Source organism: Mesorhizobium sp. M1423 (assembly GCF_040317575.1).
In the GTDB taxonomy this organism is placed as follows: Bacteria; Pseudomonadota; Alphaproteobacteria; order Rhizobiales; family Rhizobiaceae; genus Mesorhizobium.
Genome location: NZ_JAMYKU010000006.1, coordinates 60830 through 85020, shown reverse-complemented (window position 1 = coordinate 85020; position 24191 = coordinate 60830). Strand labels below are relative to the sequence as shown.

Annotated in this window: 26 protein-coding genes, 1 tRNA gene and 1 pseudogene; 12 read left to right on the top strand and 16 right to left on the bottom strand. The window is 61.3% G+C overall.

Features of this window, described 5'->3' with window-relative positions; all coding sequences use genetic code 11:
- Positions 1-28 precede the first annotated feature (28 nt).
- Positions 29-385, bottom strand: a complete 357-nt coding sequence (locus NKG95_RS09950) for a hypothetical protein (RefSeq protein WP_023717633.1) — start codon at positions 383-385, stop codon at positions 29-31.
- Positions 386-645: 260 nt separating this feature from the next.
- Between NKG95_RS09950 and NKG95_RS09945 the strand changes: the two genes are divergently transcribed.
- Entirely contained in the window at positions 646-1308 is a 663-nt protein-coding gene (locus tag NKG95_RS09945) for a DUF1579 family protein (protein ID WP_353040557.1), read from the top strand.
- Positions 1309-1359: 51 nt separating this feature from the next.
- Here the strand turns inward: NKG95_RS09945 and NKG95_RS09940 are convergent, their stop codons facing one another.
- Complete coding sequence (locus NKG95_RS09940; RefSeq protein WP_352547224.1) at positions 1360-1782, bottom strand: hypothetical protein; 423 nt, start codon at positions 1780-1782, stop codon at positions 1360-1362.
- A gap of 109 nt (positions 1783-1891) precedes the next feature.
- The gene (gene moaA, locus NKG95_RS09935) at positions 1892-2887 is read right to left on the bottom strand and encodes a GTP 3',8-cyclase MoaA (RefSeq protein WP_352482597.1); all 996 of its coding nucleotides are present in this window, start codon (positions 2885-2887) and stop codon (positions 1892-1894) included.
- 198 nt (positions 2888-3085) lie between these two features.
- Between moaA and NKG95_RS09930 the strand changes: the two genes are divergently transcribed.
- Positions 3086-3439 carry a gamma-butyrobetaine hydroxylase family protein gene (locus NKG95_RS09930; RefSeq protein ID WP_023717628.1) on the top strand — a complete coding sequence of 118 codons (354 nt, stop codon included), beginning with the start codon at positions 3086-3088 and terminating at the stop codon, positions 3437-3439.
- 22 nt (positions 3440-3461) lie between these two features.
- Here the strand turns inward: NKG95_RS09930 and NKG95_RS09925 are convergent, their stop codons facing one another.
- Positions 3462-3890 carry a nuclear transport factor 2 family protein gene (locus tag NKG95_RS09925; protein WP_352494640.1) on the bottom strand — a complete coding sequence of 143 codons (429 nt, stop codon included), beginning with the start codon at positions 3888-3890 and terminating at the stop codon, positions 3462-3464.
- A gap of 148 nt (positions 3891-4038) precedes the next feature.
- Here NKG95_RS09925 and NKG95_RS09920 point away from each other — a divergent pair, with 148 nt between their 5' ends.
- Positions 4039-4650 (top strand): pyridoxamine 5'-phosphate oxidase family protein, encoded by a 612-nt coding sequence (locus NKG95_RS09920; RefSeq protein ID WP_353040556.1) that lies wholly within the window; start codon positions 4039-4041, stop codon positions 4648-4650.
- 44 nt (positions 4651-4694) lie between these two features.
- Here NKG95_RS09920 and NKG95_RS09915 read toward each other — a convergent pair whose 3' ends face one another.
- On the bottom strand, positions 4695-5147 hold the full coding sequence (locus NKG95_RS09915) for a MarR family winged helix-turn-helix transcriptional regulator (RefSeq protein ID WP_353040555.1): 453 nt from the start codon (positions 5145-5147) through the stop codon (positions 4695-4697).
- Positions 5148-5194: 47 nt separating this feature from the next.
- Here NKG95_RS09915 and NKG95_RS09910 point away from each other — a divergent pair, with 47 nt between their 5' ends.
- The gene (locus NKG95_RS09910) at positions 5195-6103 is read left to right on the top strand and encodes an alpha/beta hydrolase (protein WP_352494643.1); all 909 of its coding nucleotides are present in this window, start codon (positions 5195-5197) and stop codon (positions 6101-6103) included.
- 35 nt (positions 6104-6138) lie between these two features.
- Here the strand turns inward: NKG95_RS09910 and NKG95_RS09905 are convergent, their stop codons facing one another.
- Complete coding sequence (locus NKG95_RS09905; protein ID WP_352640837.1) at positions 6139-6753, bottom strand: TetR/AcrR family transcriptional regulator; 615 nt, start codon at positions 6751-6753, stop codon at positions 6139-6141.
- Between the two features lie 98 nt (positions 6754-6851).
- On the opposite strand from NKG95_RS09905, the gene NKG95_RS09900 reads away from it, so the two are divergent.
- Positions 6852-7598 (top strand): 3-oxoacyl-ACP reductase family protein, encoded by a 747-nt coding sequence (locus NKG95_RS09900; RefSeq protein ID WP_352640836.1) that lies wholly within the window; start codon positions 6852-6854, stop codon positions 7596-7598.
- A 221-nt stretch (positions 7599-7819) separates the two neighbouring features.
- Complete coding sequence (locus NKG95_RS09895) at positions 7820-9724, top strand: L,D-transpeptidase family protein (RefSeq protein WP_353040554.1); 1905 nt, start codon at positions 7820-7822, stop codon at positions 9722-9724.
- A gap of 11 nt (positions 9725-9735) precedes the next feature.
- Here NKG95_RS09895 and NKG95_RS09890 read toward each other — a convergent pair whose 3' ends face one another.
- Together NKG95_RS09890 and NKG95_RS09885 are read right to left on the bottom strand one after the other, a co-directional pair.
- Positions 9736-10212: a hypothetical protein gene (locus NKG95_RS09890; RefSeq protein ID WP_023717620.1), complete on the bottom strand. Its 477-nt coding sequence runs from the start codon at positions 10210-10212 to the stop codon at positions 9736-9738.
- A 127-nt stretch (positions 10213-10339) separates the two neighbouring features.
- The gene (locus NKG95_RS09885; protein WP_023717619.1) at positions 10340-10591 is read right to left on the bottom strand and encodes a PepSY domain-containing protein; all 252 of its coding nucleotides are present in this window, start codon (positions 10589-10591) and stop codon (positions 10340-10342) included.
- A 198-nt stretch (positions 10592-10789) separates the two neighbouring features.
- Here NKG95_RS09885 and NKG95_RS09880 point away from each other — a divergent pair, with 198 nt between their 5' ends.
- Entirely contained in the window at positions 10790-11071 is a 282-nt protein-coding gene (locus tag NKG95_RS09880) for a hypothetical protein (RefSeq protein ID WP_352494648.1), read from the top strand.
- Positions 11072-11162: 91 nt separating this feature from the next.
- On the opposite strand, the gene NKG95_RS09875 is transcribed toward NKG95_RS09880, so the two are convergent.
- From NKG95_RS09875 to NKG95_RS09865, 3 genes are all read right to left on the bottom strand, one after another.
- Positions 11163-11588, bottom strand: coding sequence for a hypothetical protein (locus NKG95_RS09875; protein ID WP_353040553.1), 426 nt, complete (start codon positions 11586-11588; stop codon positions 11163-11165).
- 104 nt (positions 11589-11692) lie between these two features.
- Positions 11693-11767 (bottom strand) — tRNA-Val (locus tag NKG95_RS09870).
- Between the two features lie 102 nt (positions 11768-11869).
- Positions 11870-12553 carry a phosphoglycolate phosphatase gene (locus tag NKG95_RS09865; protein ID WP_352847916.1) on the bottom strand — a complete coding sequence of 228 codons (684 nt, stop codon included), beginning with the start codon at positions 12551-12553 and terminating at the stop codon, positions 11870-11872.
- Positions 12554-12697: 144 nt separating this feature from the next.
- Here NKG95_RS09865 and rpiA point away from each other — a divergent pair, with 144 nt between their 5' ends.
- From rpiA to gor, 3 genes are all read left to right on the top strand, one after another.
- A complete protein-coding gene (gene rpiA, locus NKG95_RS09860) occupies positions 12698-13429 on the top strand; it encodes a ribose-5-phosphate isomerase RpiA (RefSeq protein ID WP_023717615.1) in 732 nt (243 codons plus the stop codon).
- Positions 13416-14012, top strand: a complete 597-nt coding sequence (locus NKG95_RS09855; RefSeq protein WP_353040552.1) for a DUF2059 domain-containing protein — start codon at positions 13416-13418, stop codon at positions 14010-14012. Before rpiA ends, NKG95_RS09855 begins: the two co-directional genes overlap by 14 nt.
- A 118-nt stretch (positions 14013-14130) precedes the next feature.
- Positions 14131-15519, top strand: coding sequence for a glutathione-disulfide reductase (gor, locus tag NKG95_RS09850; RefSeq protein ID WP_352847918.1), 1389 nt, complete (start codon positions 14131-14133; stop codon positions 15517-15519).
- A gap of 57 nt (positions 15520-15576) precedes the next feature.
- On the opposite strand, the gene mgtE is transcribed toward gor, so the two are convergent.
- Both mgtE and NKG95_RS09840 read right to left on the bottom strand, forming a co-directional pair.
- The gene (mgtE, locus tag NKG95_RS09845) at positions 15577-16941 is read right to left on the bottom strand and encodes a magnesium transporter (RefSeq protein WP_353040551.1); all 1365 of its coding nucleotides are present in this window, start codon (positions 16939-16941) and stop codon (positions 15577-15579) included.
- Positions 16942-17213: 272 nt separating this feature from the next.
- Positions 17214-19103 carry an ABC transporter ATP-binding protein/permease gene (locus NKG95_RS09840; protein ID WP_023717611.1) on the bottom strand — a complete coding sequence of 630 codons (1890 nt, stop codon included), beginning with the start codon at positions 19101-19103 and terminating at the stop codon, positions 17214-17216.
- Between the two features lie 642 nt (positions 19104-19745).
- Between NKG95_RS09840 and NKG95_RS09835 the strand changes: the two genes are divergently transcribed.
- On the top strand, positions 19746-20180 hold the full coding sequence (locus tag NKG95_RS09835; protein WP_352858509.1) for a hypothetical protein: 435 nt from the start codon (positions 19746-19748) through the stop codon (positions 20178-20180).
- 6 nt (positions 20181-20186) lie between these two features.
- Here NKG95_RS09835 and NKG95_RS09830 read toward each other — a convergent pair whose 3' ends face one another.
- Both NKG95_RS09830 and NKG95_RS09825 read right to left on the bottom strand, forming a co-directional pair.
- Positions 20187-20864, bottom strand: coding sequence for a DsbA family oxidoreductase (locus tag NKG95_RS09830; RefSeq protein WP_023717609.1), 678 nt, complete (start codon positions 20862-20864; stop codon positions 20187-20189).
- A 23-nt stretch (positions 20865-20887) separates the two neighbouring features.
- Positions 20888-22708 (bottom strand): annotated as a pseudogene (locus NKG95_RS09825) (extracellular solute-binding protein).
- 230 nt (positions 22709-22938) lie between these two features.
- Between NKG95_RS09825 and NKG95_RS09820 the strand changes: the two are divergent.
- On the top strand, positions 22939-23568 hold the full coding sequence (locus NKG95_RS09820; protein WP_023717607.1) for an invasion associated locus B family protein: 630 nt from the start codon (positions 22939-22941) through the stop codon (positions 23566-23568).
- A gap of 131 nt (positions 23569-23699) precedes the next feature.
- Here NKG95_RS09820 and hspQ read toward each other — a convergent pair whose 3' ends face one another.
- Positions 23700-24023, bottom strand: coding sequence for a heat shock protein HspQ (hspQ, locus tag NKG95_RS09815; protein WP_352482577.1), 324 nt, complete (start codon positions 24021-24023; stop codon positions 23700-23702).
- Positions 24024-24191: the final 168 nt, after the last annotated feature.

Below are 24191 nucleotides of genomic sequence, written 5' to 3'. Positions count from 1 at the left end.
TGACATCTACCTCGCAAGAGCGGCAGGCTTATTTGCGCGTCAGCACCTCGGTGCCGTTGCCTTCCTTGCCGGCAATCGTCCACAGGCCATGCAGCGAGCCGTCTTCCTGCACCTTGTAGACGACAAGGCCAACCGCCTTGCCCATGACATAGCCGGCGGAGAAGGCATCGTCGTTGCGCATGCAGATGCCGTCCGAGGACGAGCCGCCTGTCTCCCAATGGATCGTGCAGGTAGTCTCGCTGGTCAGCGTGATCGTCGCGTCGCCACCATAGGACGATCCATCGAAGTTGGTGCCGGCCACGGCATAGGTGCCGCCGATCGACTGGGCCGCCGCGGGCAGGGCCGCGAAGCTGAGCAATGCAACAGAAAGAATGAGTTTGTGCATATCGTATTCCCCCACTGGGCGAAGAACCGCTCCAGAGCAGAGGCTAGGCCCGAACGGGCTTGCGGTAAATCCGGTAACCGTTTGCGGACAAGACCTTTTCTGGGTGTGATCCCGAAATGTGCCGTTCCAAAGGATGGGTTCGGAGGGCAAATTGATCACACTGCGGCTCGAGGAAAATTTTTCGACGAGATCAAATTTGCTCGGCAAGATTCACCAAATTGGTCATTGTAGGCTTCTGATCTTGTCTGGGGAGGTGGTCCATGATGAATGCACGAGGCAATGCGGACATGCTTGGCACAGGCAGCAGGCGGCACGTTTCGTCGGCTTTCCGGTTCTCTTCTGCACTGGCGGTTATCCTCATGGCGATGGCGCCTGCCTTCGCCGAGAACGGCGCTTCGGCGTCGGCAGTCGAACGGATGTCCACGCCGGGTCACGAAGCGGATGAACTCGCTCGCCGCGTCGGGAAATGGTCCGTCGTCAACACGATCTGGCCAACGCCCGGCGCCCAGCCGATTGTGATGACCGGGCTGGTGGCCGAGCGTACGATGATCGGCCCCTTCATGCAGGAGGTGATGCGACCGGCGCCCGGGTCGAAAATCCCAGACTTCCAGCGGATAGCCTATTTGAGCTATGACCGGGTGGAGGGCCGCTGGAAGTATGTCTCGATGGATACCCGTTTCCCGGCAGGGATCATGCCCGCCTGGAGTTTTGGTGGCGAGGAGGACGGCAAGATTTCGCTGCTTTTCGAGCCGCTTGGTTTCGTCGGCTTCGGGCCCGAGGTCGAAGGGCGGTTCACTGCCTCCGATTTCGTCATTTCCAGGGACGGCGACAATCACGAAGTGGCCGAGCAGCATTTCCTCCAGGCCAATGGCAGCGGCAAGAAATGGCTTGCCGTACGATACGACTACACGCGTCAACCGTGACTCGTTAGCAAAAACAACGGGTTGCGAATATGTTCCGAGGTCGCCGGATGCTCACGGTCCCCTGAGGCTGCCGGCGATCGCTCCGATAAGCGGGTCGTATTTCGATTTCAAGGCTGGCGGATAGTCGATCCAGACCGTACGGATGACACCGTCTTTTCCGAACAGGCGGCGTTCGTAGAAGATGTTCTCGCCTTTGATGCCCGACAGCACCGCCCAGTCCTTGCCGGTCTTGCTGTAGGTAATCTTGTAGCCAGGTTCCTTGCTGCCCCTCTGGGCGGAGACGAAGGCTGTCGGAGTTTCATCATCGATATTGAGGATGCCTGAACAGATCAGGCTGGCGCCATCAGCGGTGAGCCATTGTTGTCCATCGCCATTGTCCGGCTCAGGCTGGCGAAGAGTGAAGATCTCATCCGGAAAGGTGCAGACGGTACCGAAGCGCTCGTTCGTATAGGTGAGTGGCGCGGCAACTGCCATGGTCCCCGCCATCACTCCGAAAAACGTCGGGATTGCAAAAAGCCGCTGCATGAGCCTTGCCTCGAAGCCGATGCCAAGGCGATTATTCTTGCACGAAATCGGTGAAAAATCAGCCGCCGGTGACGCTCATATGCCGCGACACCGATGGGCGGTTGGTGCGGCGATCAATGATGAAGTCGTGGCCTTTCGGCTTGCGGCCGATTGCTTCGTCGATGGCGTCGGCGACCAGCTCGTTGCCTTCGGACGCACGCAGTGGTGCGCGCAGGTCGGCTGCATCTTCCTGGCCGAGGCACATGTAAAGCGTGCCGGTGCAGGTCAGCCGGACCCGGTTGCAGCTTTCGCAGAAATTATGCGTCATCGGCGTGATGAAGCCGAGCCGCCCGCCGGTCTCGGCGACGTGGACATAGCGGGCCGGGCCACCGGTCTTATAGGGAATATCGCTCAGCGTGAACTGGCGCTCGAGTGCTGCGCGCAGCAGCGACAGCGGCAAATACTGGTCGGTGCGGTCGGCGTCGATCTCGCCCATCGGCATTGTTTCGATGACCGTCAGATCCATGCCGCGGCCATGCGCCCAGCGTAGCATTTCCGGCAATTCGGCATCATTGAAGTCCTTCAAGGCCACCGCATTGAGTTTTACCTTCAGCCCCGCCGCCTGCGCCGCGTCGATGCCGTCCATGACCTTATCCAGATTGCCCCAGCGGGTGATCTGGCGGAATTTGTCGGCATCGAGGGTGTCGAGCGAGACGTTGATGCGTTTGACGCCGCAGTCGGCGAGCTCGGCGGCAAAGCGTGAAAGCTGCGATCCGTTGGTGGTCAGCGTCAGCTCTTCCAGCGCACCGCTCTCGAGATGCCGCGAAAGCTGGCGCACCAGATGCATGATGTTCTTGCGCACCAGCGGCTCACCGCCGGTGAGGCGGAGCTTGCGCACGCCCTTTTCGATGAAGACCGTGCAAAGCCGGTCGAGCTCTTCCAGCGACAGCAGGTCCTTCTTGGGCAGGAACGTCATGTCCTCGGCCATGCAATAGGTGCAGCGGAAATCGCAGCGGTCGGTGACCGACACGCGCAGGTAGGTGATCGTGCGACCGAAAGGATCGATCATATCCATGCTTATGCACTTCCCGTGGCCGTGAACGGCTTCGTTATATATGGCTATGTGATGCGAGCCAACTTGCCATTCAAGATAGAAGCTCGCGATCTGCGGTAACATCCCGACGCCGACAGATCATGTCGGAAGTTCTGAAACGGCCTTTTCCCTCAACGCGAAGCGGCGTAGGGAAGGCTGTCTTCCGCAGGATCCACCAGCATGACAGCGCCAAAGGAACTCAGGGTCTCGAAGGACCGCAAGCTGCTTTCCGTCACCTTTCCGGGCCATCAGCCGTTCGAATTGCCAGCCGAGCTGCTGCGTGTTGCCTCGCCGTCGGCCGAGGTGCAGGGCCATTCGCCCGAACAGCGCGTCACCGTTCCCGGCAAGCGCAATGTAGCGATCCTTAAGATCGAGCCGGTCGGCAACTATGCCGTGCGCATCACCTTCGACGATTTCCACGACACCGGCATCTTCACCTGGAATTACCTGCATACGCTGGGTCATGAGAAGGATGCACGCTGGGCCGCCTATCTCGCCGAGCTGGAAGAGAAGGGGCTGAGCCGCGACCGCTGACTGATTTCGCGGGACGCTCCGGTCAACGCAGCATCGCCAGTATCTCGCTGGTGTCGTGATAAAACGGCGTGCCTTCGATCAGCCGGTCATCCTTGAAGCGCAAGACTTCGGCAAACGGCTGCTTGATGGTTGCACCATTGGCCCGCGATGTCAGCGAAAGCGTGCAGCTCATGAACACCATGTCATCGTTTTGGGCGACCTGGAGGTCCTCCACCGCCACGTCGCTCCAGATTTCCCGCATCTTGCGGAAAAGGGCGCCAACGCCGTCGAGGCCGTTCCAGTCACCGGCATAGGGCAGGGAGCGAGGCTCATGCACGACAATCTCGACATGAAATGCGCTGGCAAGCATATCGAGGCTCTCCGAGCCTGATTGCAGGAAACGCATTTCAACATTGAACATGTTTTCAATAAGTTCCATGGCGGTGCGTCGCCGGCCGAGCGGTTTCTCCATTTTTGACCTCCGTTTCTGTCAGCACGAAAGCGGTTTGCGCTTGTTCGCGGTCCCTCGACACCCGTTTCCTGATGACGGACAAACGGGCATCGTGTCGTGAAAATGTCATGCGTCTGGAGTAGCGCCGGCAAAGGTTGGAGACGAAAACATGTCCATGATCACCAGCGTCGAACAACTCGAAGCGCTCTATGGCCTGCCCGGCGAGGCGTCGGTGGTCAAGGAACTCGACCAGCTGATTCCTGAATACGCTGCTTTCATCGAAGCTTCGCCGTTTGCTGCGCTCGCAACCTGCGGGCCTGAAGGGCTGGACTGCTCGCCGCGCGGCGATCTCGCCGGCTTCGTCCGCATCCACGATCCGAAAACGCTGATGATGCCGGACCGGCGCGGTAACAACCGTGCCGATTCGCTAAGGAACATCCTTCGCGATCCGCGCGTCGCGCTTCTGTTCCTGGTGCCGGGTTCCGGCACGACGCTGCGCGTCAATGGACGCGCCCACATCACCACCGATCCCGCGCTCTGCGCCTCGTTCGCAGTCGAGGGCAAGCCGGTGCGCTCGGTGACGGTCGTCGAGGTCGATGCGGTCTATTTCCAGTGCGCCCGCGCCATCCACCGGTCGGATCTGTGGAATCCGGCAAGGCATGTCGACCCAAGATCGCTGCCGACCCCCGGACAGATCCTGGAGATCACCAGCCGCAAGAACATCGACGGCGAGGTCTACGACAGGGAATGGCCGGAGCGCGCGAAAAAATCCATGTGGTGAAGAAATTTGGTGGTGAGGGAATTTGGTGGTGAGGCACTGGGCCGTCAGGCGGTCTTCAACACCTCGGCAACCTTGCGCATCTGTTCGCCGATCATGTCGCATTGTTCCGGCGTCGACTGGCTCATCGCCTTTTCGATCAGCGTCATGTGGACCTTCAGCGCCTGCATAAGCAGTGCCTCGCCTGCCTCAGTCAACATCAGCCGCAGCACGCGCTTGTCCTTCTCGTCGCCCTCGCGGCGCAGTAGGCCGCGGGTCTCCAACTGCGGCAAAAGCATGGTGATGTTGGAGCGGCCGACCAGCAGGCGGCGAGCGAGGTCGTGCTGCGACATGCCGGGATGGCGGTAGAGGTTCATCAGCACGTCGAGCTGCGCCGGCTTCAGGTCGAGCGGCGCCAGCTTCACCGCCAAGGTGCGTTCCACCACGTGGCAGGCGCGCGCCACCGCAACCCAGTTGCGAAAACGCGGGTTGTCCCAGGGCAGGTCTTGCTTAATGTTCATGTTTGAACTATTATGTTCATGCTTGAACCAATGGATGGATCGCCACTATGGCATCATTTGGACTGAAGGTCATCCGCGGCACGTTCGGCGTGGCCGAGCATGTGGCGCCGCGACTCACCGGGCGCGCTGCATTCGAGCTGTTCTGCCGCACGCCGCACGAAAAGAGCTTGAGCCATGGTGAGCGCCGCGCAATCGATCGCGCCGCCGATTTCATGACCGAAGCGCGCCATCACCGGCTAAAGACCAGAACCGGCTGCGTCATGGTGCATGAATTCCGGCCCGAGCCGGGCAGGGCGGCTGCAGGCACCGTGCTCGTCATCCATGGCTGGCGTTCGCGTACCGAATACATGCGCACATTGATCGAAGCCTATCGCGATGCCGGCTACAAGGTGGTCTCGCTCGATTTGCCGGGCCACGGCCAGTCGCAGGGCCGCCGGCTGACCCTTGTCAGTGCGGTCGATGCAGCACGGGTTGCCGGCGAATGGTTCGGCCCATTTGCCGCCATCGCCGGCCATTCCTTTGGTGGTGCCGTCGCCGCCAATGCCGTCGCCGGTTCAATCAGAAATATCCCGCCGTTGACGGCCGGGCGGCTGGTGCTAATCGCTGCGCCGAGCTCGCTTCCTGCGATCTTTGCCGATTTCAGCCGCATGCTGAATGTCGGCTCGCGCTCGCAGGTCGCCATGGCCGACCGGGTCGAGCGCATCGCCGGCCGGCCGCTGCACGAATTCACCGGTGACCGCCAACTGGCAAGCACGCCGCTGCCGACGCTGGTGATCCACGCGCCGGACGACCGCGAAGTGTCCGCCGATCATGCAAGGCTCTACGCGCGTGCCGGCGACCATGTGCGGCTGTACTGGGCCGACGGGCTCGGCCACCGCCGCATTCTCGCGGACAAGGGTGTGGTGGAGCGTGCCGTTGGTTTCGTTGCCGGCAGGCTGGAGCCGTCTCTGCAGTGACCTGAATGTCTGTTCTTGTCTGCCGGGTTCGACCGTCACGCCGCCCCGGTGCTGGCCATCGCTATCCAAGCCGCCATTGCTCCGGCCACCGTCTCCAGAAGAGCCGAGCGCGACGCGCCGTCGCGCGCCTGGATCGACATGCCGTGCTGTACGGTCGCATAGAAGGTCGCGGCCGTACCGCAGTCGAAATCGGCCGGCAACTCCCCCTCGGCCACGCCACGCTCGAGGCGTCTCAGCAAGGCTTCGCGGTTTTCGGCACGGCGACGGCGCAGATCATCGCAGATGGCGCCGCGGCTCGAGTCCTGGTGCAATGCGCCGAGCGCGATAAGGCAGCCTTGCGGACGGCCGGTCTGCGAATAGGCCCTGGCCGTCTGGCGCAGGAATCGCTCGACCGCCTGGCGTGCGGTCGGCGCCTTTTCCAGCGCAGACCAGATCTCGGTGCCTTCCACCTGCGTGTAAAGCTCGGTCGCCTCGAGAAACAGCGCTTCCTTGCTGCCGAAGGCTGCGTAGAGGCTGGGTGAGTTGATGCCCATTGCAGCCGTCAGGTCGCTTATCGACGCGCCCGCATAACCCTTGGCCCAAAACACCTCCATTGCCCGCCGCAAGGCGGCGGTTCGATCGAAGGTGCGGGGGCGGCCTCGTTCCGGCATGGTGCGCTTTCTGTGTTGATCGATACATAATTCAGTTGACGCGGTTCAGCAAGGCTGGCAGATGTTTATGTATCAATCACTACAAAATGGAGAAGCAAATGTCATCCAGGAGCTTGCACGGCAAGGCCGCCCTCGTCACCGGCGGCAGCCGCGGCATCGGTGCGGCGATCGCACGAAGGCTCGCGGCCGACGGCGCGGGCGTGGCGATCACCTATGTGAATGGCGAGGAACGGGCGCGTTCGGTGGTCGGGGCAATCGAGGCGGCCGGCGGTCGGGCCTTCGCCATCAAGGCCGACAATCGCGATGCTGCCGCGATCGAGGCGGCAGTCGATGAGGCGGTAAAAGCCTTCGGACGGCTCGACATCCTCGTCAACAGTGCCGGCATCTGGCGCGCTGCGCCGATCCATGCCCTGTCGCTTGCCGACTTCGATGAGACAATGGAGGTCAACCTCAGAGCCCCGTTCGTCGCGGCCAAGGCGGCAGCAGCGCATATGGGCGAGGGTGGCCGGATCATCTCGATCGGCAGCAACCTGGCCGAGCGTGCCACCGATGCCGGCCTGAGCGCCTATTCGGCCAGCAAGGCTGCCTTGGTTGGCCTGACCAAGGCCTTTGCACGCGATCTCGGTCCGCGCGGCATCACCGCCAATGTCGTCCATCCGGGGTCGACGGATACCGACATGAATCCAGCAGGCGGCCCGCACGCCGAGCATCAGCGCCAGAAGATGGCGACGCCTCGCTTCGGCACGGCCGACGAGATCGCCGGCATGGTCGCCTGGCTTGCCGGCCCCGAAGGGCGCTTCGTGACAGGCGCGGCATTGACCATCGACGGCGGCGCCAACGCTTGAGGCTTGGCTCGCGGGCACTACCATTGGTCGGGGGCGAAGGCGGATTGGCTTGACCCGTCACGATGTTGTGAAACCGTTCTGCAACAGACGTTCCGAAATTTATCGAAGCTTAACGAAATCAGTATGAATCAGTATAGTCACGCCTTACATCCGCCATGCGGTGGGCGAGACCGTGAAAGCGGTGCGGAACGGGATCCGGGTTCAACCGGAGCGGGTGATCCATGAAACTCCTTGGAAACAAAGCCACCGTGCTGCCGTTTGCGGTGGCCGCGGCAATGCTGGCCTTCGGCGCGCCGCAGGCCGATGCGCAAGGGTTTTTCGACATGCTTTTCGGCGGCGGCGTCAAGCACGCACCGCCGAAAGGTAACTTTCCGCCGCCACCGTCAAAATACAAGCCGAGGCCCAAGGCGCCGGCCGCTTCCGGTGGTGGTGGCGGTGGTGGTGCGCAAATCAGCAGCCCGTCCTATTACACCTACAAGAGCGATCCGCTGGTGCGCGTCGATTTTTCGACACTGTCGGCAGCGCCTGAACCGGCAACGCCTCAGGATGCCGCGTTCGAGCCGGCGGCCACCGGGGCTGCATTCCGCGAAGCCATTGCCGGGCTCGACGGCTATGACCTCTATGCCGAAAAGGACATCGCCAAGGCGTTGATCGCCTACTACTCAGCCAATCCGGATTTCATCTGGGTGACGGGAACCAGTCCCAGCAGCCGTGCGCAGGATGCGGTGCGGGTGCTGGGCGAAGCCGCGAGCTACGGCCTGACGCCCGCCGACTACACCGTCGAAATTCCGGCAGCAGGCACATCGGCGGGCGATGCCGATGAACGCCTGAAAGAGCTGGTGCGCTTCGAGATGGCGCTGTCGGCACGCGTCCTGCGCTACGCCCGTGACGCACAAAGCGGCCGCGTCGATCCCAACCGCATGACCGGCTACTACGATTTTCCGCCGAAGCCGCTCGACATGGAAGGGGTGCTGAAGACGCTGGCCCATACCCAGCAAGCTCGCACCTACCTCGAATCGCGGCATCCACAGAATGCCGAGTATCAGGCGCTGCGCGTCGAACTGGAAGCGCTCCAGGCCAGCGCCGAAGACGAAATCACCATCGATCCCAATCTGCTGTTGAAGCCGGGGCAGACCAGCCCCGAGCTGCCGAAGCTTTTGACAAAGATCGCGCGCAATCTCGATGACGAGATGGGTGGCGCCTATGGCGAGGTCCTGGCGAGGCTCGCCACCAGCGAGGTCTACGATCCGGAGCTGGTGCCGGTGATCAAGGCGGTGCAGAAACGGGCCGGCATGAAAGGCGACGGCGTCATCGGCCCACGTACCGTTGCGTCGTTGGCCGGAACGTCCAAGGCCGATAAGGTTCAGAAGGTTCGGGTTGCGCTCGAAGAGTTGCGCTGGCTGCCTTCCGACCTCGGCAGCCCGCGCGTCTTCATCAACCAGCCGGCTTTCACCGCGAGTTATATCGACGATGGCGAGGAGAAGCTGAAGACCCGCGCCGTCGTCGGCAGGCCCACCAACCAGACTGCTTTCTTCTATGACCAGATCGAGCAGGTCGACTTCCACCCTTATTGGGGCGTGCCGCAGTCGATCCTGGTCAATGAGATGCTGCCGCGGCTGCGCCGGGATCCGGGCTATCTCGACCGCGCCGGCTATGAGGTGGTCAATGCGCGCGGCAAGCGCATTCCCTCCTCCTCGGTCAATTGGGGCGCCTATGGCGCGAAGATACCCTACGGCGTGCGCCAGCTGCCGAGCGAGGCCAATGCGCTGGGCGAGTTGAAGATATTGTTCCCCAACAAGCACGCCATCTACATGCACGACACGCCGCAGAAGTCGTTTTTCCAGCGCGACATGCGCGCGCTCAGCCATGGCTGCGTGCGCTTGCAGGATCCGCGCGGCATGGCGGCTGCTGTGCTCGGCACCTCGGTCGACTATATCGAGGACAGACTGAAGCACGGACATTCGACCGAAGACGTGACACGCAAGATCCCGGTCTATGTCGCCTATTTCACCGCATGGCCGGACCTGTCCGGCAAGGTCGAATATTTCAACGACGTCTACGGCCGCGACACAAGGCTGCAGCAGGCGCTCGACAGCACGGAAGCGGTGCGTTCGCCGGCAAGCTGAGGAATGCGGGTCTAGCGCTGAAAGAGCGGACGCCGGAAGCCGGCCTCGCGCCCGGCGATCAGCCAATAAACCAGGCCGGCGACAACGCCTGCCGCTGCAATAATACCGACATCGGCCCAGCGCTCCGGGTTCGTATCGTCTGGTACACTGGGCCAGATCAGGGCGAAGCCGCCAACCGCAGCCGCGGCGCCGAAGATCATATGCAGCCAAAAACTGCGCAGCGAGAAAAACTCGGCAATCAGTGCGAAGATCAGCGTCTGCAGGGCAGTCAGCACGATCGTCAGAAAATAGATGAACATGCCGAGCGGCGGCAACAGCAGCACCGCAACAGGGCTGACACCCATGACGTCGAAATAATTCGGCGCATTTGGCAGCGAGCTCAGCCCGCCATAGATCGCCGCCACCGCGATCAGCCCAACCAGTACCGCTATGAAATAACCCGCGAGCATCATCAGAAAGCGTTTCAATACGTGCTTTACCGTCGCCATGCCCACCCCCGCGCGCAATGATAGCACCCAGTCAGCCATCAAAGTCATATCTGCGCAAGGGTGTGCCGAAGGCCCGGGACCTTCGAGGCGCGCCATTTTTTAGAATCTGGACCGTTGGCGGACAGCTTCATTTCGGCGCGGCTGTCACCGGATCATAGGTGATTTCGACTTTGGCCTTGTCGTTCGTGTAATAAATGACGGTGTAGGCGCCGCTGTCCCAATCGATTTCCTTGATGTAGCGGAAGTCGTCGCGCTGCTCGACTTTGGCAATGATTTCCGACAGCTTCTTGGCATTCTGCGCCGGCACCGGATTTTCGTCAGCCGCAAAGGCCGATCCGCCGACAAGCAGCACGGCGGCCGCCAAAACAAGTCTGGACATGGCTTTCCCTCACATCTCGATCAGCAGAAACTCGTTTCCATACAGGTTTGTTCCGGGATCGCGGAGCGTTGCGCTACAACGAGGCGCCGTCCGTACCTGATCTATGGCCGCCGAAAGAACAAGGCGACTGCTTAAAATCATGATGCGTCGCCTCAACATCGCGGCCATAACAGTGCCGACGGTCACTCGGGGGTCTACATGCAAATGCGTCATGCCATCATATTTGTACTTTCCATACTTTCCATACTTTCCATCCCGTCCGTTTCGATGCCTGTGCAGAAAGCCGAGGCGCTGGAACCTGAACGCTATACGGTCTATTGCGCCGACGACCGTATCGAAGTTTCGTTCTGGGATATCGAGCAGATGAAGGTGCGGGCCGGCTCCAACGTTTGCCAGTTCCAGAGCTACACGAGCTACAGCAGCGCCTTGAATTTCGCCCAAAAGAATTTTGGCGGCGAGGGGGCGACCTGCAGCTGCTAGCCGTTCTGGCTTGAAGGTGTTGCGTTAGCACGAAGCCTTCTGCGCTCACTTCACATCCCCACCCAGATCCGCAAGCGTAGGTTTCTCAGGGCTAGAGCTTCCCAGACAGGCGCAAGCATAGAGAGACCTCGCCTTTCCAGCCGTACATCGACATTGGTGAGAAGGTCAGTCCGTATCTTCCTGCCTGCGAAACCTGTGTGACCTGCCACTTCTGGTCGTACTCGGTGAAGTCGTGCTTTTCATCGTCTGGTAGATCAGCCACGCGCCAGAAGACAGGCTCCCGGTATTCCCAATTCTTGCTGTCTTCTTCGGTGCTTGCGTTGGTGGCGCCGCGCATTGCCAGAAACACGAAGGTTCCGGGCTTTGCGATCTTGATTCTGAACTCGTGATCTTTCGAAATCGATGTCCAGCACCCGGTTTCCTTGTCGACCGTGATGGAGATCGGCGATTTCGCCTGCGCCGCAACACTGGCGACAAGAACCCCGAGCAACACGCCTTTCGACAGTAGCCTCTTCATCAAACGCCCCGTTTTGGTCCGCGCGCCGGCCGCTATATTCTGCTTTGAAATATGAGAAGTCGCCCATAGAGGCTGGAAAGGAGACGACGGCTAAGCAATGCAAATGGTGGGCGATGCAGGGATTGAACCTGCGACCCCACCCGTGTGAAGGGTGTGCTCTCCCGCTGAGCTAATCGCCCGCTCATTGCCCGAAGGCCAAGCGCGCTGCGATATAAGGGAGGCCGGCCCGCGAAGTCAACCACTTGTCGGTCGGCATCTGGCGGTCTGGACTATGGCCGGCTTCAGCCCTCTGCCGCGGCCATCAGCCCTTGTACCAGATCGAGCGTCAGCGAATCGAAATGCGAGATCACCGCCGACGGTTCGAACTCTCGCACATGACGGTCGGTGTAGCCGAAATCGACTGCCACCACCGGAATGCCGGCGGCCTTTGCCGTGTCGATGTCGGTCTGCGAATCACCGACCATCAGTGCACGGTGCGGGTCGCCGCCAGCACGCGCGATGGTCTGCGTGAGATGGCGCGGATCTGGCTTGCGGAACGGAAAACTGTCCTGGCCGCAGATCGCCGCGAAATGCCTGGTCATGCCGAGCGCTTCGATCAGTGCCACCGAATTGGCCTCGTATTTGTTGGTGCAGATGGCCAGCAGGTAGCCGGCCGCCTCGAACCGCGCGATCGCCTCCGGGACGCCCGGGTAAGGGCGCGATTTGCCGGGAATGTTAACGGTGTAATGGTCCAGAAACAGCTTTAGCAGGCGGTCGTGCTCCTCCACTGCCAGCGACCTGTGCTGCGCTGCATGGGCGCGCTCTATCATCACCCGGCCGCCATGGCCGACGAAGCGCTTGAAGCCGGCTTCGTCGACGGCCGTGAGCTGGCTGGCGGCAAGGCTGTGGTTGAGGCTGTCGAGCAGATCCGGCGCCGTGTCGATCAGCGTCCCGTCGAGGTCGAACACGATGATCGGTCGGGTCATGGCCTGTCCTGTGACGATTTGATTGCCGGCAGGCGATAACCGCTGCGGCCCGTTCAGGCAAGCCGGCTTATGCACCGCAGGCAAGGTCCTTTGACCAGCCCGGCAAAAATGCTACCAGCGCCGAAACAAATCTTAGGACCCGGCATGGATGCGAGGCAATTGAAGGTTGAGGCCGCTCGGGCAGCGCTTGCCCACGTCACGGACGGCATGCGACTCGGCATCGGCACCGGCACGACAGCGGATGAGTTCGTGCGGCTGCTCGCCGACAAGGTCGCCACCGGCCTGACTGTCATCGGCGTGCCGACCTCGGAGCGCACCGCCGTCCTTTGCACCGAGCTTGGTGTGCCGCTGTCGACCCTCGAGGAAACGCCCGAGCTCGACCTCACCATCGACGGCGCCGACGAGATCGATCCGGCGCTGACACTGGTCAAGGGCGGCGGCGGCGCGCTGCTGCGCGAAAAGATCGTCGCGGCGGCCTCCGCCCGCATGATCGTCATCGCCGACAGCTCCAAGATGGTCGAGATGATCGGCCGTTTTCCGCTGCCCATCGAAGTCAACCGGTTTGGCCTGCGCGCCACCGAAATTGCGGTTGGCGCAGTGGCTGCAAACCTTGGCCTTTCCGGCCCTGTTACACTGAGGATGACGGGGAGCCAGCCATTTGTTACAGACGGCGGCCATTTTATCCTCGATGCATCTTTTGGCCGCATTCCGGATACAAGAGCGCTTTCGAATGCTCTCCACGCCATTCCGGGCGTGGTCGAGCATGGTCTTTTCATCGGGCTGGCATCAACGGCCATCATAGCCGGCGGCGACGGCATCCAAACCGTCCATGCCGCCCGAAAACCAGGGAGTTTTACCGATCATGATGTTGCATAACCGGGTTGGCCGCTTTTTTGCCATTCTGGCGGCCTCGGCCGTTTTCGCGTTTTCGTCGCCGGCGTTTTCGCAGGATGTCACCGATGCGCATTTGAAGGCGGCGCGCGCCGCGGTCGCGGCGATCCATGCGACGGATACGTTCGACAACATCCTGCCGCAAGCTGCCGCGGCGCTCGAGCAGCAGCTGATCCAGAAGAACCCGGACATGCAGGAACTGATCGCCAAGACGATCAACGAGAAGGCGATGGCCCTGGCATCGCGCCGCGCCGACCTGGAAAGGGAAGCAGCGCTTGCCTATGCAAAAGTGTTCTCGGAAAAGGAACTCACTGAAATCGCCGCCTTCTACAATTCCGATACCGGCAAGAAGCTGCTCGACAACGGCTCGATCGTGACGCGCGAGCTGGTGAAGGCTGCCGACATCTGGCAGAACGGCCTGGCTCGCGATCTCGCCCAGCAGGTAGGCGAGACCCTGGGTGCAGCGGCGAATGCCAAGGCGCCGGCCGCACCTGCCGACGGTGCCGCACCTGCCGACGGTGCCGCCCCGGCCGATGGCGCTGCTCCCGCGGACGCCACACCGAATTGATCGCGGACTTCCGAGCGGCCTGACCGCCACTGGACCAGAAAGCCCGGCAAGTCCGGGCTTTTCTTTTGGTGGTCGGCAGCCTACCTGTCTCGGTGTTTGAGGGGCAAGGAGTTCAGCCATGGCCGATTACGACTACGACCTTTTCGTCATCGGCGGTGGCTCCGGCGGGGTGAGGGCGGCGCGCGTCGCGGCAGCACTCGGCAAGCGGGTCGGCATCGCCGAGGAATACCGCTATGGCGGCACCTGCGTGATCCGCGGCTGTGTGCCGAAAAAGCTCTATGTCTATGCCTCGCAGTTCCCCGAACATTTCGCCGACGCCGCCGGCTATGGCTGGACGGTGCCTGAGGCGCGTTTCGACTGGCAGACGCTGGTCGCCAACAAGGATCGCGAAATCAGCCGGCTGGAGGCCATCTACCAGAACAACGTGCAGGGCGCCGGCGGCGAAGTCTTTCACTCACGCGCCGTGCTGGTCGATCCGCATGTGGTGCATCTTCTCGGTGAGGATCGCACCGTTACCGCCGACCAGATCCTGATCGCTACCGGCGGGCGTCCGGCACCGCACCCGGCATTGCCCGGCCATGAGCACTGCATCTTCTCCAACGAGGCCTTCGACCTCAAGGAGCTGCCGAAGGCAATCATGATCGAGGGCGGCGGCTATATCGCCGTCGAATTCGCCAACATCTTTCACGGGCTTGGCGTCGACACGACGCTTGTCTACCGCGGCAAGGAAATCCTCAGCCGTTTCGACATGGACCTCAGACGCATGCTGCACGAGACGATGGAAAAGAAGGGGATAAGAATCCTCTGCCACGCCGTGTCAGAGTGGGTCAGGAAGCGGCCTGACGGCCGGCTCGACGCGCTTGTCACCGGCGGCACGGTGCTGACGGTCGATCAGGTCATGCTCGCCATCGGCCGCATTCCCAATACCGAGAACATGGGCCTGGAAGGCGTCGGCATCGAGATGACCAAGACCGGGGCAATCCAGGTCGACGGATACTCCCGCACCAATATCGACAACATCTGGGCGATCGGTGACGTCACCCACCGCGTGCAATTGACGCCGGTGGCGATCCACGAGGCGATGTGCTTCGTCGAGACCGCCTTCAAGGACAAGCCGACGGCGCCCGACCACGACACGATCGCGACCGCGGTCTTTTCCCAGCCCGAGATCGGCACGGTCGGCCTGTCGGAGGATGAGGCGGCAAAACGCTTTTCGGATCTCGAAATCTACCGCGCCACCTTCCGGCCAATGCGGCACACGCTTTCCGGCCGCGATGAAAAGATGCTGATGAAGCTGGTCGTCGACGGCGCCTCGAAAAGAGTCCTCGGCGCCCACATCCTCGGGCCGGATGCCGGCGAAATGGCGCAGCTTCTCGGCATACCGCTGAAGGCCGGGCTGACCAAGGATGATTTCGATCGTACCATGGCGGTGCATCCGACCGCGGCGGAAGAACTCGTCACCATGTACAAGCCGACTTACCGGGTGAGAGATGGTGAGCGCGTCTGACGCGACAAGAACCCATCGCGGCAACGGGATTGCCGCGATGGAAGTGCGTGAGTTTTTTTACAGCAGCGTTCCGCGCAGGATCACCAGCGCCACAGAAAAATAAATCACCAACCCGGTGACGTCGACCAGCGTGGCGACGAACGGAGCCGATGCGCTGGCCGGATCGAAGCCGATGCGCTTCAGGGCGAACGGCAGCATCGATCCAGACAGCGAGCCGAAGGTGACGATGCCAACCAGCGTGGCGCCGATCGTCATTGCGATCAGCGGCCAGTGGGGGCCGTAGTCGTAGAAGCCGAGATACTGCCAGAGCGCGATGCGGCAAACGCCGACTACGCCAAGGATCGAGCCAAGCACCAGGCCGGTCGGCAGCTCGCGCAGGGCCACCCGCCACCAGTCGCCAAGGCCGATCTCGCGCAGCGCCAGCGCCCGGATGACGAGCGAGGTCGCCTGCGAGCCGGAATTGCCGCCGGAGCTCATGATCAGTGGAATGAACAGGGTCAGCACGATCGCCTTTTCCAGCTCGCCCTCGTAGCTCTGCATCGCGTTGGCGGTCAGCATCTCGCTGACGAACAGCGCGCATAGCCAACCGGCGCGCTTCTGGATCATCGCCAGAAAGCTCATCTTCATATAGGGCTCGTCCAGAGCCTCCATGCCGCCGAAGCGATGCACGTCCTCGGTCGTTTCCTCGATCATCGTGTCGATGATGTCGTCGATGGTGACGATGCCGAGGAGTTTGCCGTTGTCCACGACCGGGACGGCGAGCAGATCATATTTCGAGATCAGCTGTGCGACCTTCTCGCTATCGGTCAGCGGCGACACGGTAATAGGCGCGCGATCCGGCGCAACCGCCATGATCAGCTCATCCGGCTCACCGGCAATCAGCCGGCGCAAGCTGGTCGAGCGCAACAGGACATGCGTTTTGGGATCGACGATGTAGATCGCATAGACGGTTTCGCGTGTCCGACCCACCTTACGGATGTAATCCAGCGTGCGGGCCACGCTCCAGTCCGGCGGCACGCTGACATATTCGGTCGTCATGAGCGAGGCGGCGCTGCCCTCGGGGTAGCCTAGAATGGCAAGCAGCGTCACGCGCAGCGGCGGCGCCAGGCCGCCGAGCAGTTCGGAACGAGCCGGTTCGTTCAGATCGCGCAGTATGTCGGCGGCGCGGTCGACCGACATGGCCGCAAGCAGCCTGCCTGCCCTGCTGCGGTGCAGCGCCTCGACCAGTTCGGACGCGCCGTCGAGTTCAGGCTGGTCGAAGATCTCGACCAGCCGCTCGAACGGCACTTCGCAGAGCAGATCCGATGCTGTCTCGCGGGGCTCCTGATTCAAGGCCTCGACGATATCGGCGATGTGTTCGTTGGCAAGCACGCGGGCGATGGCGATAGCATCGCCGCCCGCGACAGGGGAAAACTCGTTCATGGCTCACTCCTTGCCGTCCGGCAGGACGTGAGCCGGTCAGGTCACGTCAAGCGGACGGCGGTTGCGTTCGACTGTGACTGTCGCCAGGCATGGCGCGGTGACCTTTCTGCTCGCGGGTTCGGGTTGGGATCTCTGCGAGCCGGCGCAACATAGGAGCGCGCCTTGCCGAGTCAATCGCGAGAGCGGGTCAAAACGGCGGCAAACCGACTGGATCGCGAGACTGTGATCGGGCTGCGTGGCAGGCTGGCTGGATGCCGGCAGTGGTGCCGCGGCTATCTCTGCTTCAGCCGGCGGGGAAAGCGCAGCCATTTGTCCTCGGCCGGCCGCGTCGGCTGCGTGAGGATGGTGGTGAGCTCGACCGGCAAGCTCGGAACCAGCGGCTTCTTGGTCGCGACGCCGTCGGCGATCGCAACCACGCTGTGGTAGAATTCGGTTCCCGCGACCGATCTCGGCGGCGTCGCCTCATGCATGATCGAGATCACCGTTGCGTCGGGGCAATTGTCCTTGATCGCCTGATGGAAGGCAATTCGTCCTTCAGGATCGAGCGCGCCGGTGGCTTCATCGAGGAACAGCAGTCCGGGCTGCTGCAGCACGATGCGGGCGACGACCAGCTTCTGTTTCTGCCCACCCGAAAGAACCTGATCCCAGATCTTTCCTTCACGGCTCTCATCGGCCAGATGCTCGATGAAGTCGCCGAGGCCGGCCTTGTGCAGGGCGGATGCGACCTGCCGGTCGGCGTAATCATGCTCGGAACCGGGCAGGCAGACAAGCTGCTTCAGCGAGACCTGCTGCAGCTTCACCTCCTGGGCGGCGTAGAAACTCCTGACCCCTTCAGGGAAGACAATGGTGCCGCGGCCATAAGGCCACAGGCCGTTGATCGCCTTGATCAGCGAGGTTTTGCCGCATCCGGATTCGCCCTTCAGGAACGTCCACTCGCCACGCCGGAAGCGCAAGTTTGCAGCGCTCAGGAACGGGGTGGCGTCCTCGCCCTGATGCGCCAATTCGAGCTTCTGGATGGTCAGGCCGAACACCGGGTTCTGGCGGTCGTAACGAAAATCGGAGCGGCCGGTCAGCCCGTAGAATTCCTGCGGGTGCTGGACGTTTTCGATCGCATTTGCGAGTTCGGTGACTCGCTGGCTGTTGGCCCGCACCGCGGCGATGGCAGGCATGACGTGGATGAACCATGAACACTGGCTGATCAGTGAATTGACCATTTCAGAGCCAGTTATGTAACCCTTGAGATCGAACCCGTTGTGGATGAACGGCACTAGCCCAGGCCCGTAGGCCACAATGCGGGCGCCGATGAAATTGTAGATCAGCTCGAACGAATTGTAGCCTGTGTTGACGATGTTCAGCCGCGCCCAGGTGCGGTCGATGTCGACATAGCGCTGGCTGTGCACCGTCTTCTGCACGTTCTCGCCTTGCGATGCGGCGACATGAAAACTGCGGCGTAGGAACGTGATCAGCTCGCCGCGATAGCTGCCTTCGGCCTGCTGCATTCTGACATTGAGCCGTTCCAGCAGCCTGCCCAGCTTGACCGCGATCCAGGTGTTCAACGGCACGTAGGTGGCGACTGCCAGAAACGCGAGGACGGCGCTGCCATAGCTGCCGAGGAACTCCAACCCTTTGACCTCCGCCGAGTGTGCAAGCAGTTGCTGGCCGACGAAATACAATGAAGTAGCAACGGCCAGGACCCCCATGGCGAGGCCGATGGCTCCGCCCGTCATATCCTTGATCGATTCCTGGATGCGCTGGTCGATATTGTCGGGAGCGGCGGCGCCTGACGAACCATGCTGAGCGTGGAAATGCGTGTGATTGGAATCAAGCAGGGCTTCGTTGAACTGGCTGTCGAGCCAGCCTCGCCATTTGCGATGCAACGTTGCGGATACCAGGCTGCGGATACCGGTAAAACCCGCATCTTTGAGCACGACCAGGAGGACAAGTATCCCGGCATTGGTCAGCAATGTCTGAAGCGGCGTGGTGTTTGCGGCATCGTGGAAAAAGGCGATCGAGTTGACCAGCTCTCCGGATGCTACGGCAAACCATACGCCTGCCTTGCTGGAGAGCGCGGTGAGCAGGGCGATCACCAGTGTCAGCGTCCAAGCTTCCACCCAACGGTCTGAGAACCAGTAGGCCCGCATCAGTCCCCAGAAGCTGCGCATCGACGATACGGGCGTCAGGGGCGACTGCCTTGCGGCACCGCGGAGCCATTTTTCCGATATTGAATGTCGCGTTGGTCTATCGACCCGAATCACTAATCCCGCCCAAACGGTTTTTCTTTTGTTACGGACAGTAACACCAATTGATCATTTTCCATTAGCTTTTCTCCAACCGCAGGTGGATTGGCTGGCCGGCCGTTGCAGTGGAGCAACAGAATGAATGCTCACGGCGCTAAGCTGTCACGTTTCGAGGGGCGGAATATCAACGCAATTTCAAACAGTTACTTGCCCGCCCCAGAGCAGGTAGACACCTTCCCCTAGGGAAGGTCTTCACACAGCTTTGTGAACATAGAAGCGCCGTCCAGCAGTCGATTTTCACAAGCTGAACCGATCTTCAGCCCGCCTTTACGGTCAGGTCCGACCTCGTCGGTGGCCAGAACGTGACCGTATGATTCGTGGTTGAAGCCGCCTTGTCACGAACCCGTAATCAGCCAAGCAATGACTTCTCCGGCACAGTCTAGGATGCGGACCAACATCCATTAGACCATGCTTTTTTAGAGCGCGAACAAAACTGCGTTTGACAATAATGCGCTACGGATCGAACCTGCCGGGGCGCATCCACGTTTGAACCGGGGGGAGTTCTTCATGCTTGCACGGACTTTTTTTGCCGCGATGCTCGCAACATTTGCCTGGCTGCCGCAAACATATGCCGGCAGCCAGACCGTTCCTGCAAACGCCGAGGGGCAGGTCGAGTTCAACACTCCGTCCGGCAATATCGGCTGCATCTATACGCCGAAGGGCGGCACCAGCACCTACGAGCCGCAGGATGGCGGACCGGAGCTGAGCTGTTCGCGTGTCGAGCCCAGCTACGTCACCATCATCCTCGGGCCGAAAGGCCCAGCGACGCTGATCAAGTATCCGGGCGAGCAAGGCTGCTGCGGCGACGTCACCAAGCTGGCCTACGGCAATAGCTGGAGCAAGGGGCCGTTTTCCTGCCAGTCATCCACCAAGGGATTGACCTGCACCGGCAAGCATGGCCATGGCTTTTTCGTCAGCAAGGCCAAGGTGACGGTGAAATAGTCCGGCTCAGTTGGCCGTTTCCAGCTCGCCGCGCGCCTTGGCCGCTGCAACCTGGCGGATCGCATCGGCAAGCGTATCGGCGTCCTGGGCTCCCATTACGGCATATTTGCCCTCAAGCAGAAAGCACGGCACGCCCGATATGCCCATGCGCGAAGCGGTGGCGATTTCGGTGCGCACCGCCTCGACATCAGCGTCGGTCGGCAGCAGCGTTTCGACCACGGAGGCATCCATGCCGGCCTCGCGGGCGGCTTCGATCAGCACGGCATGATCGCCGAGATTGGCGCCTTCCTCGAAATTCAGCTGGAACAGCCGGCGCACCAGCCGGTTCTGAACGGCCTCGCCGGCAGTCCCGGCCCAGCGAATGAGCCGGTGCGCATCCAGCGTATTGGGCGCGACCTTGATGGCGTCGAAGGCGAAGGAAATCCCTTCAGCCTCGCCCAACGGCTCGATCCGGGCATGGATTTCGCGGATGCGTTGCTCGCTGCCGAATTTCGCCACCATGTAGTCGCGGCGGTTCTTGCCTTCGGGCGGAATCGTCGGGTCGAGCTGGAAGGGCCGCCAGCGTATGTGAACGTCGATATCGACGGCGGCAATCGCCTTGTCGAGCCGTTTCTGGCCGATAAAGCACCAGGGGCAGACGACGTCGGAGACCACATCGACGGTAATCGAGTTCTCGTCGTTCATCTTGATCTCCTGTTCTGAAGAGGTCACTTCGGTTTGCGCCACCAGGTCGGCAACTGATAACCGTATATGGGCGTCTTTTGCGGATGTTCCAGATAGTTCCAATAAGCGAGCCATTGCCGGTTGTTGTGCTGCGTCGGCACCATGTAGTTACCGGAGATCAACAGCCGGTCGAGGACGCGGACGGCGGCGACATAGTCCTCCTTCGAGCGAGCTCTCAACATCGCCTCGATCGCCGCGTCCACCGCCGGATCGGCGACGCCGGCGAGGTTGAACGAGCCTTCGGCCTTGGCGGCAGCGGATCCCCAGCGCCCGGTTTGCTCGATACCGGGCGACAGCGAGTTGTTGAAACCGGTCGAGCCGACCAGCACCTCGAAATCGAAACGCTGCTTGCGCGACTGGATCTGATCACCGTCGAGGCTGCGGATACCGACATCGATGCCGAGCTTCTCAAGCGTGCGCTGATAGATAGCGGCAAGTCGCTCTTCGTCCTGCGAGGCGGTCAGGATCTCGAAACCGAACGGCTTTCCCTCGGGATCGAGCATCGCGCCGTCCTGCACCGTATAGCCTGCGCTCTTCAGCAGCTCGAATGCGGCCTTCAGCACCTTGCGGTCCTGGCCAGAGCCGTCGGTGACAGACGGCCTGTAGGTGCCGTCCATGACATCTGCAGGCACGCGGCCGGGGTAGGGGGCCAGCAGGGCCTTTTCCTTTTCGCTGGCCGGGTGGCCGAGCGCGGAGAGTTCGGAATTCTGCCAAAAGCTCATCGTTCGCGTGTATTTGCCGCCGAATAGATTCTTGTTGGCCCATTCGAAATCGTAGAGCATGCCGAGCGCACGCCGCACGACCGGATTGGAAAATTTCGGCAGCCGCGTGTTGAACAGAAAACCGTTGACCACCGGCGGAATGCCGGTGTCGAAAGTTTCGGCGATGACCTCGCCCCGGTGGAAGGCCGGAAAGTCGAGATCGCGCTCGCGTTTGACCGGGTCGCTGTCGTCGTCGATGGCGCAGATGCCTTTCTTGAACGCTTCCTGCTTGGCGTTGGCGTTGAGGAAATATTCGATGGTGATCTGGTCGTAATTGTCGAAGCCGCGCTTGGACGAAACGTCCTTGCCCCAATAGTCCGGATTGCGCTTGAACACGATGCGCTGGCCGGGCACGACTTGCGCCACCGTGTAAGGGCCGCTGCCGACCACCGGCTTCAGCGTGGTCCTGTCGAATGTGTCCTTGTTGAAAGCGTGTTTCGGGATGATCGGCGTCAGCGCAATGATCAGCGGAAATTCGCGGTCGGCCTTGTCGTTGAAGGTGAAGCGCACGCTGCGGTCGCCGGTCTTTTCGAGCTTGGCAATCGCTTTCATCCGCTGGCTGTAAGGTGGCCGGCCCTTCTCGGTGAAGACGTCATAGGTGAACAACACGTCTTCCGGCGTCACCGGTTCGCCGTCCGACCATTTGGCCCTGGGATCGAGGTGGAATTCGATGCCCTTGCGCTCGGGATCCATGTCGGCGGTATCGGCTAGCAGGCCGTAGAGAGTGAAGGCCTCGTCGTAGTTGCGCTGCATCAACGGCTCGAAGACGAGATTGCCAAAGGCTTGATCCATCATGCCGCGCGCCGTCGTGCGCAGGCTTTTCAGGATGAATGGATTCAGTTTGTGGAAGCTGCCGACGACGCATTAGGTAATGCTGCCGCCCTTCGGCGCGTCGGGGTTGACGTAGTTGAAATGCTTGTAGTCGGCCGGCAGCGCCGGCTCGCCCTGCATGGCAAGCGCGTGCTTCGGTTCCGACAGGGTCGGTTGCAGGGAAAGGCCGACAAACAACATTGTGGCGATCAGCCAAATGACAACGCGGCCCATGACCGTCTCCTTCCCGATTCGATGCGCAGCATACATGAGCCGGTCGTGCACCGGCCAACCCCCTGAGCCAATCCTTCGGCCAAGATTCGCGAGGCTCGGGCTGGATTCGGCATCGCTTGCAGTGTAACACGCCGTCCGAAGTCATTCTGTTGCCTCATTTCGGCAACAGGTAGCTGGACCACACGGCGCGAAAAAGCCGGTTCCGGGATCATTTGAGAGGAATGCACGACATGACCAGCCTGAACAGCAACGCGTACCGCCTGTCGGTCATGGCCGCTGGCGTGGTCGGCATTCTCGGCGCCGGGATTCCCGCTGCTTCCGCGCAGCAGCAACAGCAGATTCCGCAAGGCTGGTTCAAGGCCTGCACCAAGCAGGAAGACGTCGACATCTGCAATGTCCAGAACATCACCACCGCCGGCAACGGCCAGCTCATCACCGGCGTCAGCCTGATCGAATTGAAGGGCAAGGTGAACCGCAAGGTGTTCCAGGTGACGGTTCCGACCGGCCGGCTGGTTCCTCCCGGCATCGGCCTCCAGATCGACGGCGGCAAGGCGCAGAAGCTCGACTATGTGATCTGCTTCCCGGACCGCTGCGTGGCGGAAGTGCCGCTGACCGATCAGCTCGTCGCATCCTTCAAGAAGGGATCGGCGCTGACACTGACCTCGATCAATTTCCAGAACCAGCCGAATCCGATCAAGATTGCGCTGACCGGCTTCAGCGGCGCCTTCGACGGCCCGCCGCTGCAGCAGTCGGACATCGAGGACCGGCAGAAGAAGCTCCAGGAGTTCGTCGCCAAGAACAACCAGGATTTTGCCAAGAAGCTCAAGGAAGAGCAGGAAAAGGCGAAGGCCGCCAACTGATCGACTGCCGCCAACTGATCGACGGGTTTTCGAACAAACAAAAAGCGGGGTTCATGCCCCGCTTTTTTTGCTGAACCGGCTGATTGTCGGGTCCAGCCATGTCTCAAGCCGGCCAAGTCCTAGCTAAGTCATCAATGTCTCGATTGGTGCTTCGGTTCGTAGCGCCCGTCAGGCCTCTTCTCGAACATCTCACCTATCTGTGGATGCCGGACCGGTTCGCCCGACCGGTCCTCGAGCAAATTCTGCTCGGACACGTAGGCGATGTATTCCGTTTCCGAATTCTCGGCGAGCAGATGATAAAAGGGCTGGTCCTTGCGCGGCCGCACGTCAGCGGGGATCGCCTCGTACCATTCGTCGGTGTTGGCGAATTGCGGGTCGACATCGAAAATGACGCCGCGGAACGGAAACAGCCGGTGGCGAACCACCTGTCCGATCGAGAATTTGGCTGTCTTCATCGCACTCACCACTTGAGCTTCTTGGACGCCACGCATCCTGGAACACGCAAGGAACGCTCCAAGACTTTAGACTCTAACGCATCGGTCCGGCAAAGATTGGTCCAGACCTTGCCGTCGACATGTTCGTTATTTGGCGCAGACTCTGCGTCAATTCAATCCCGAAGCGCG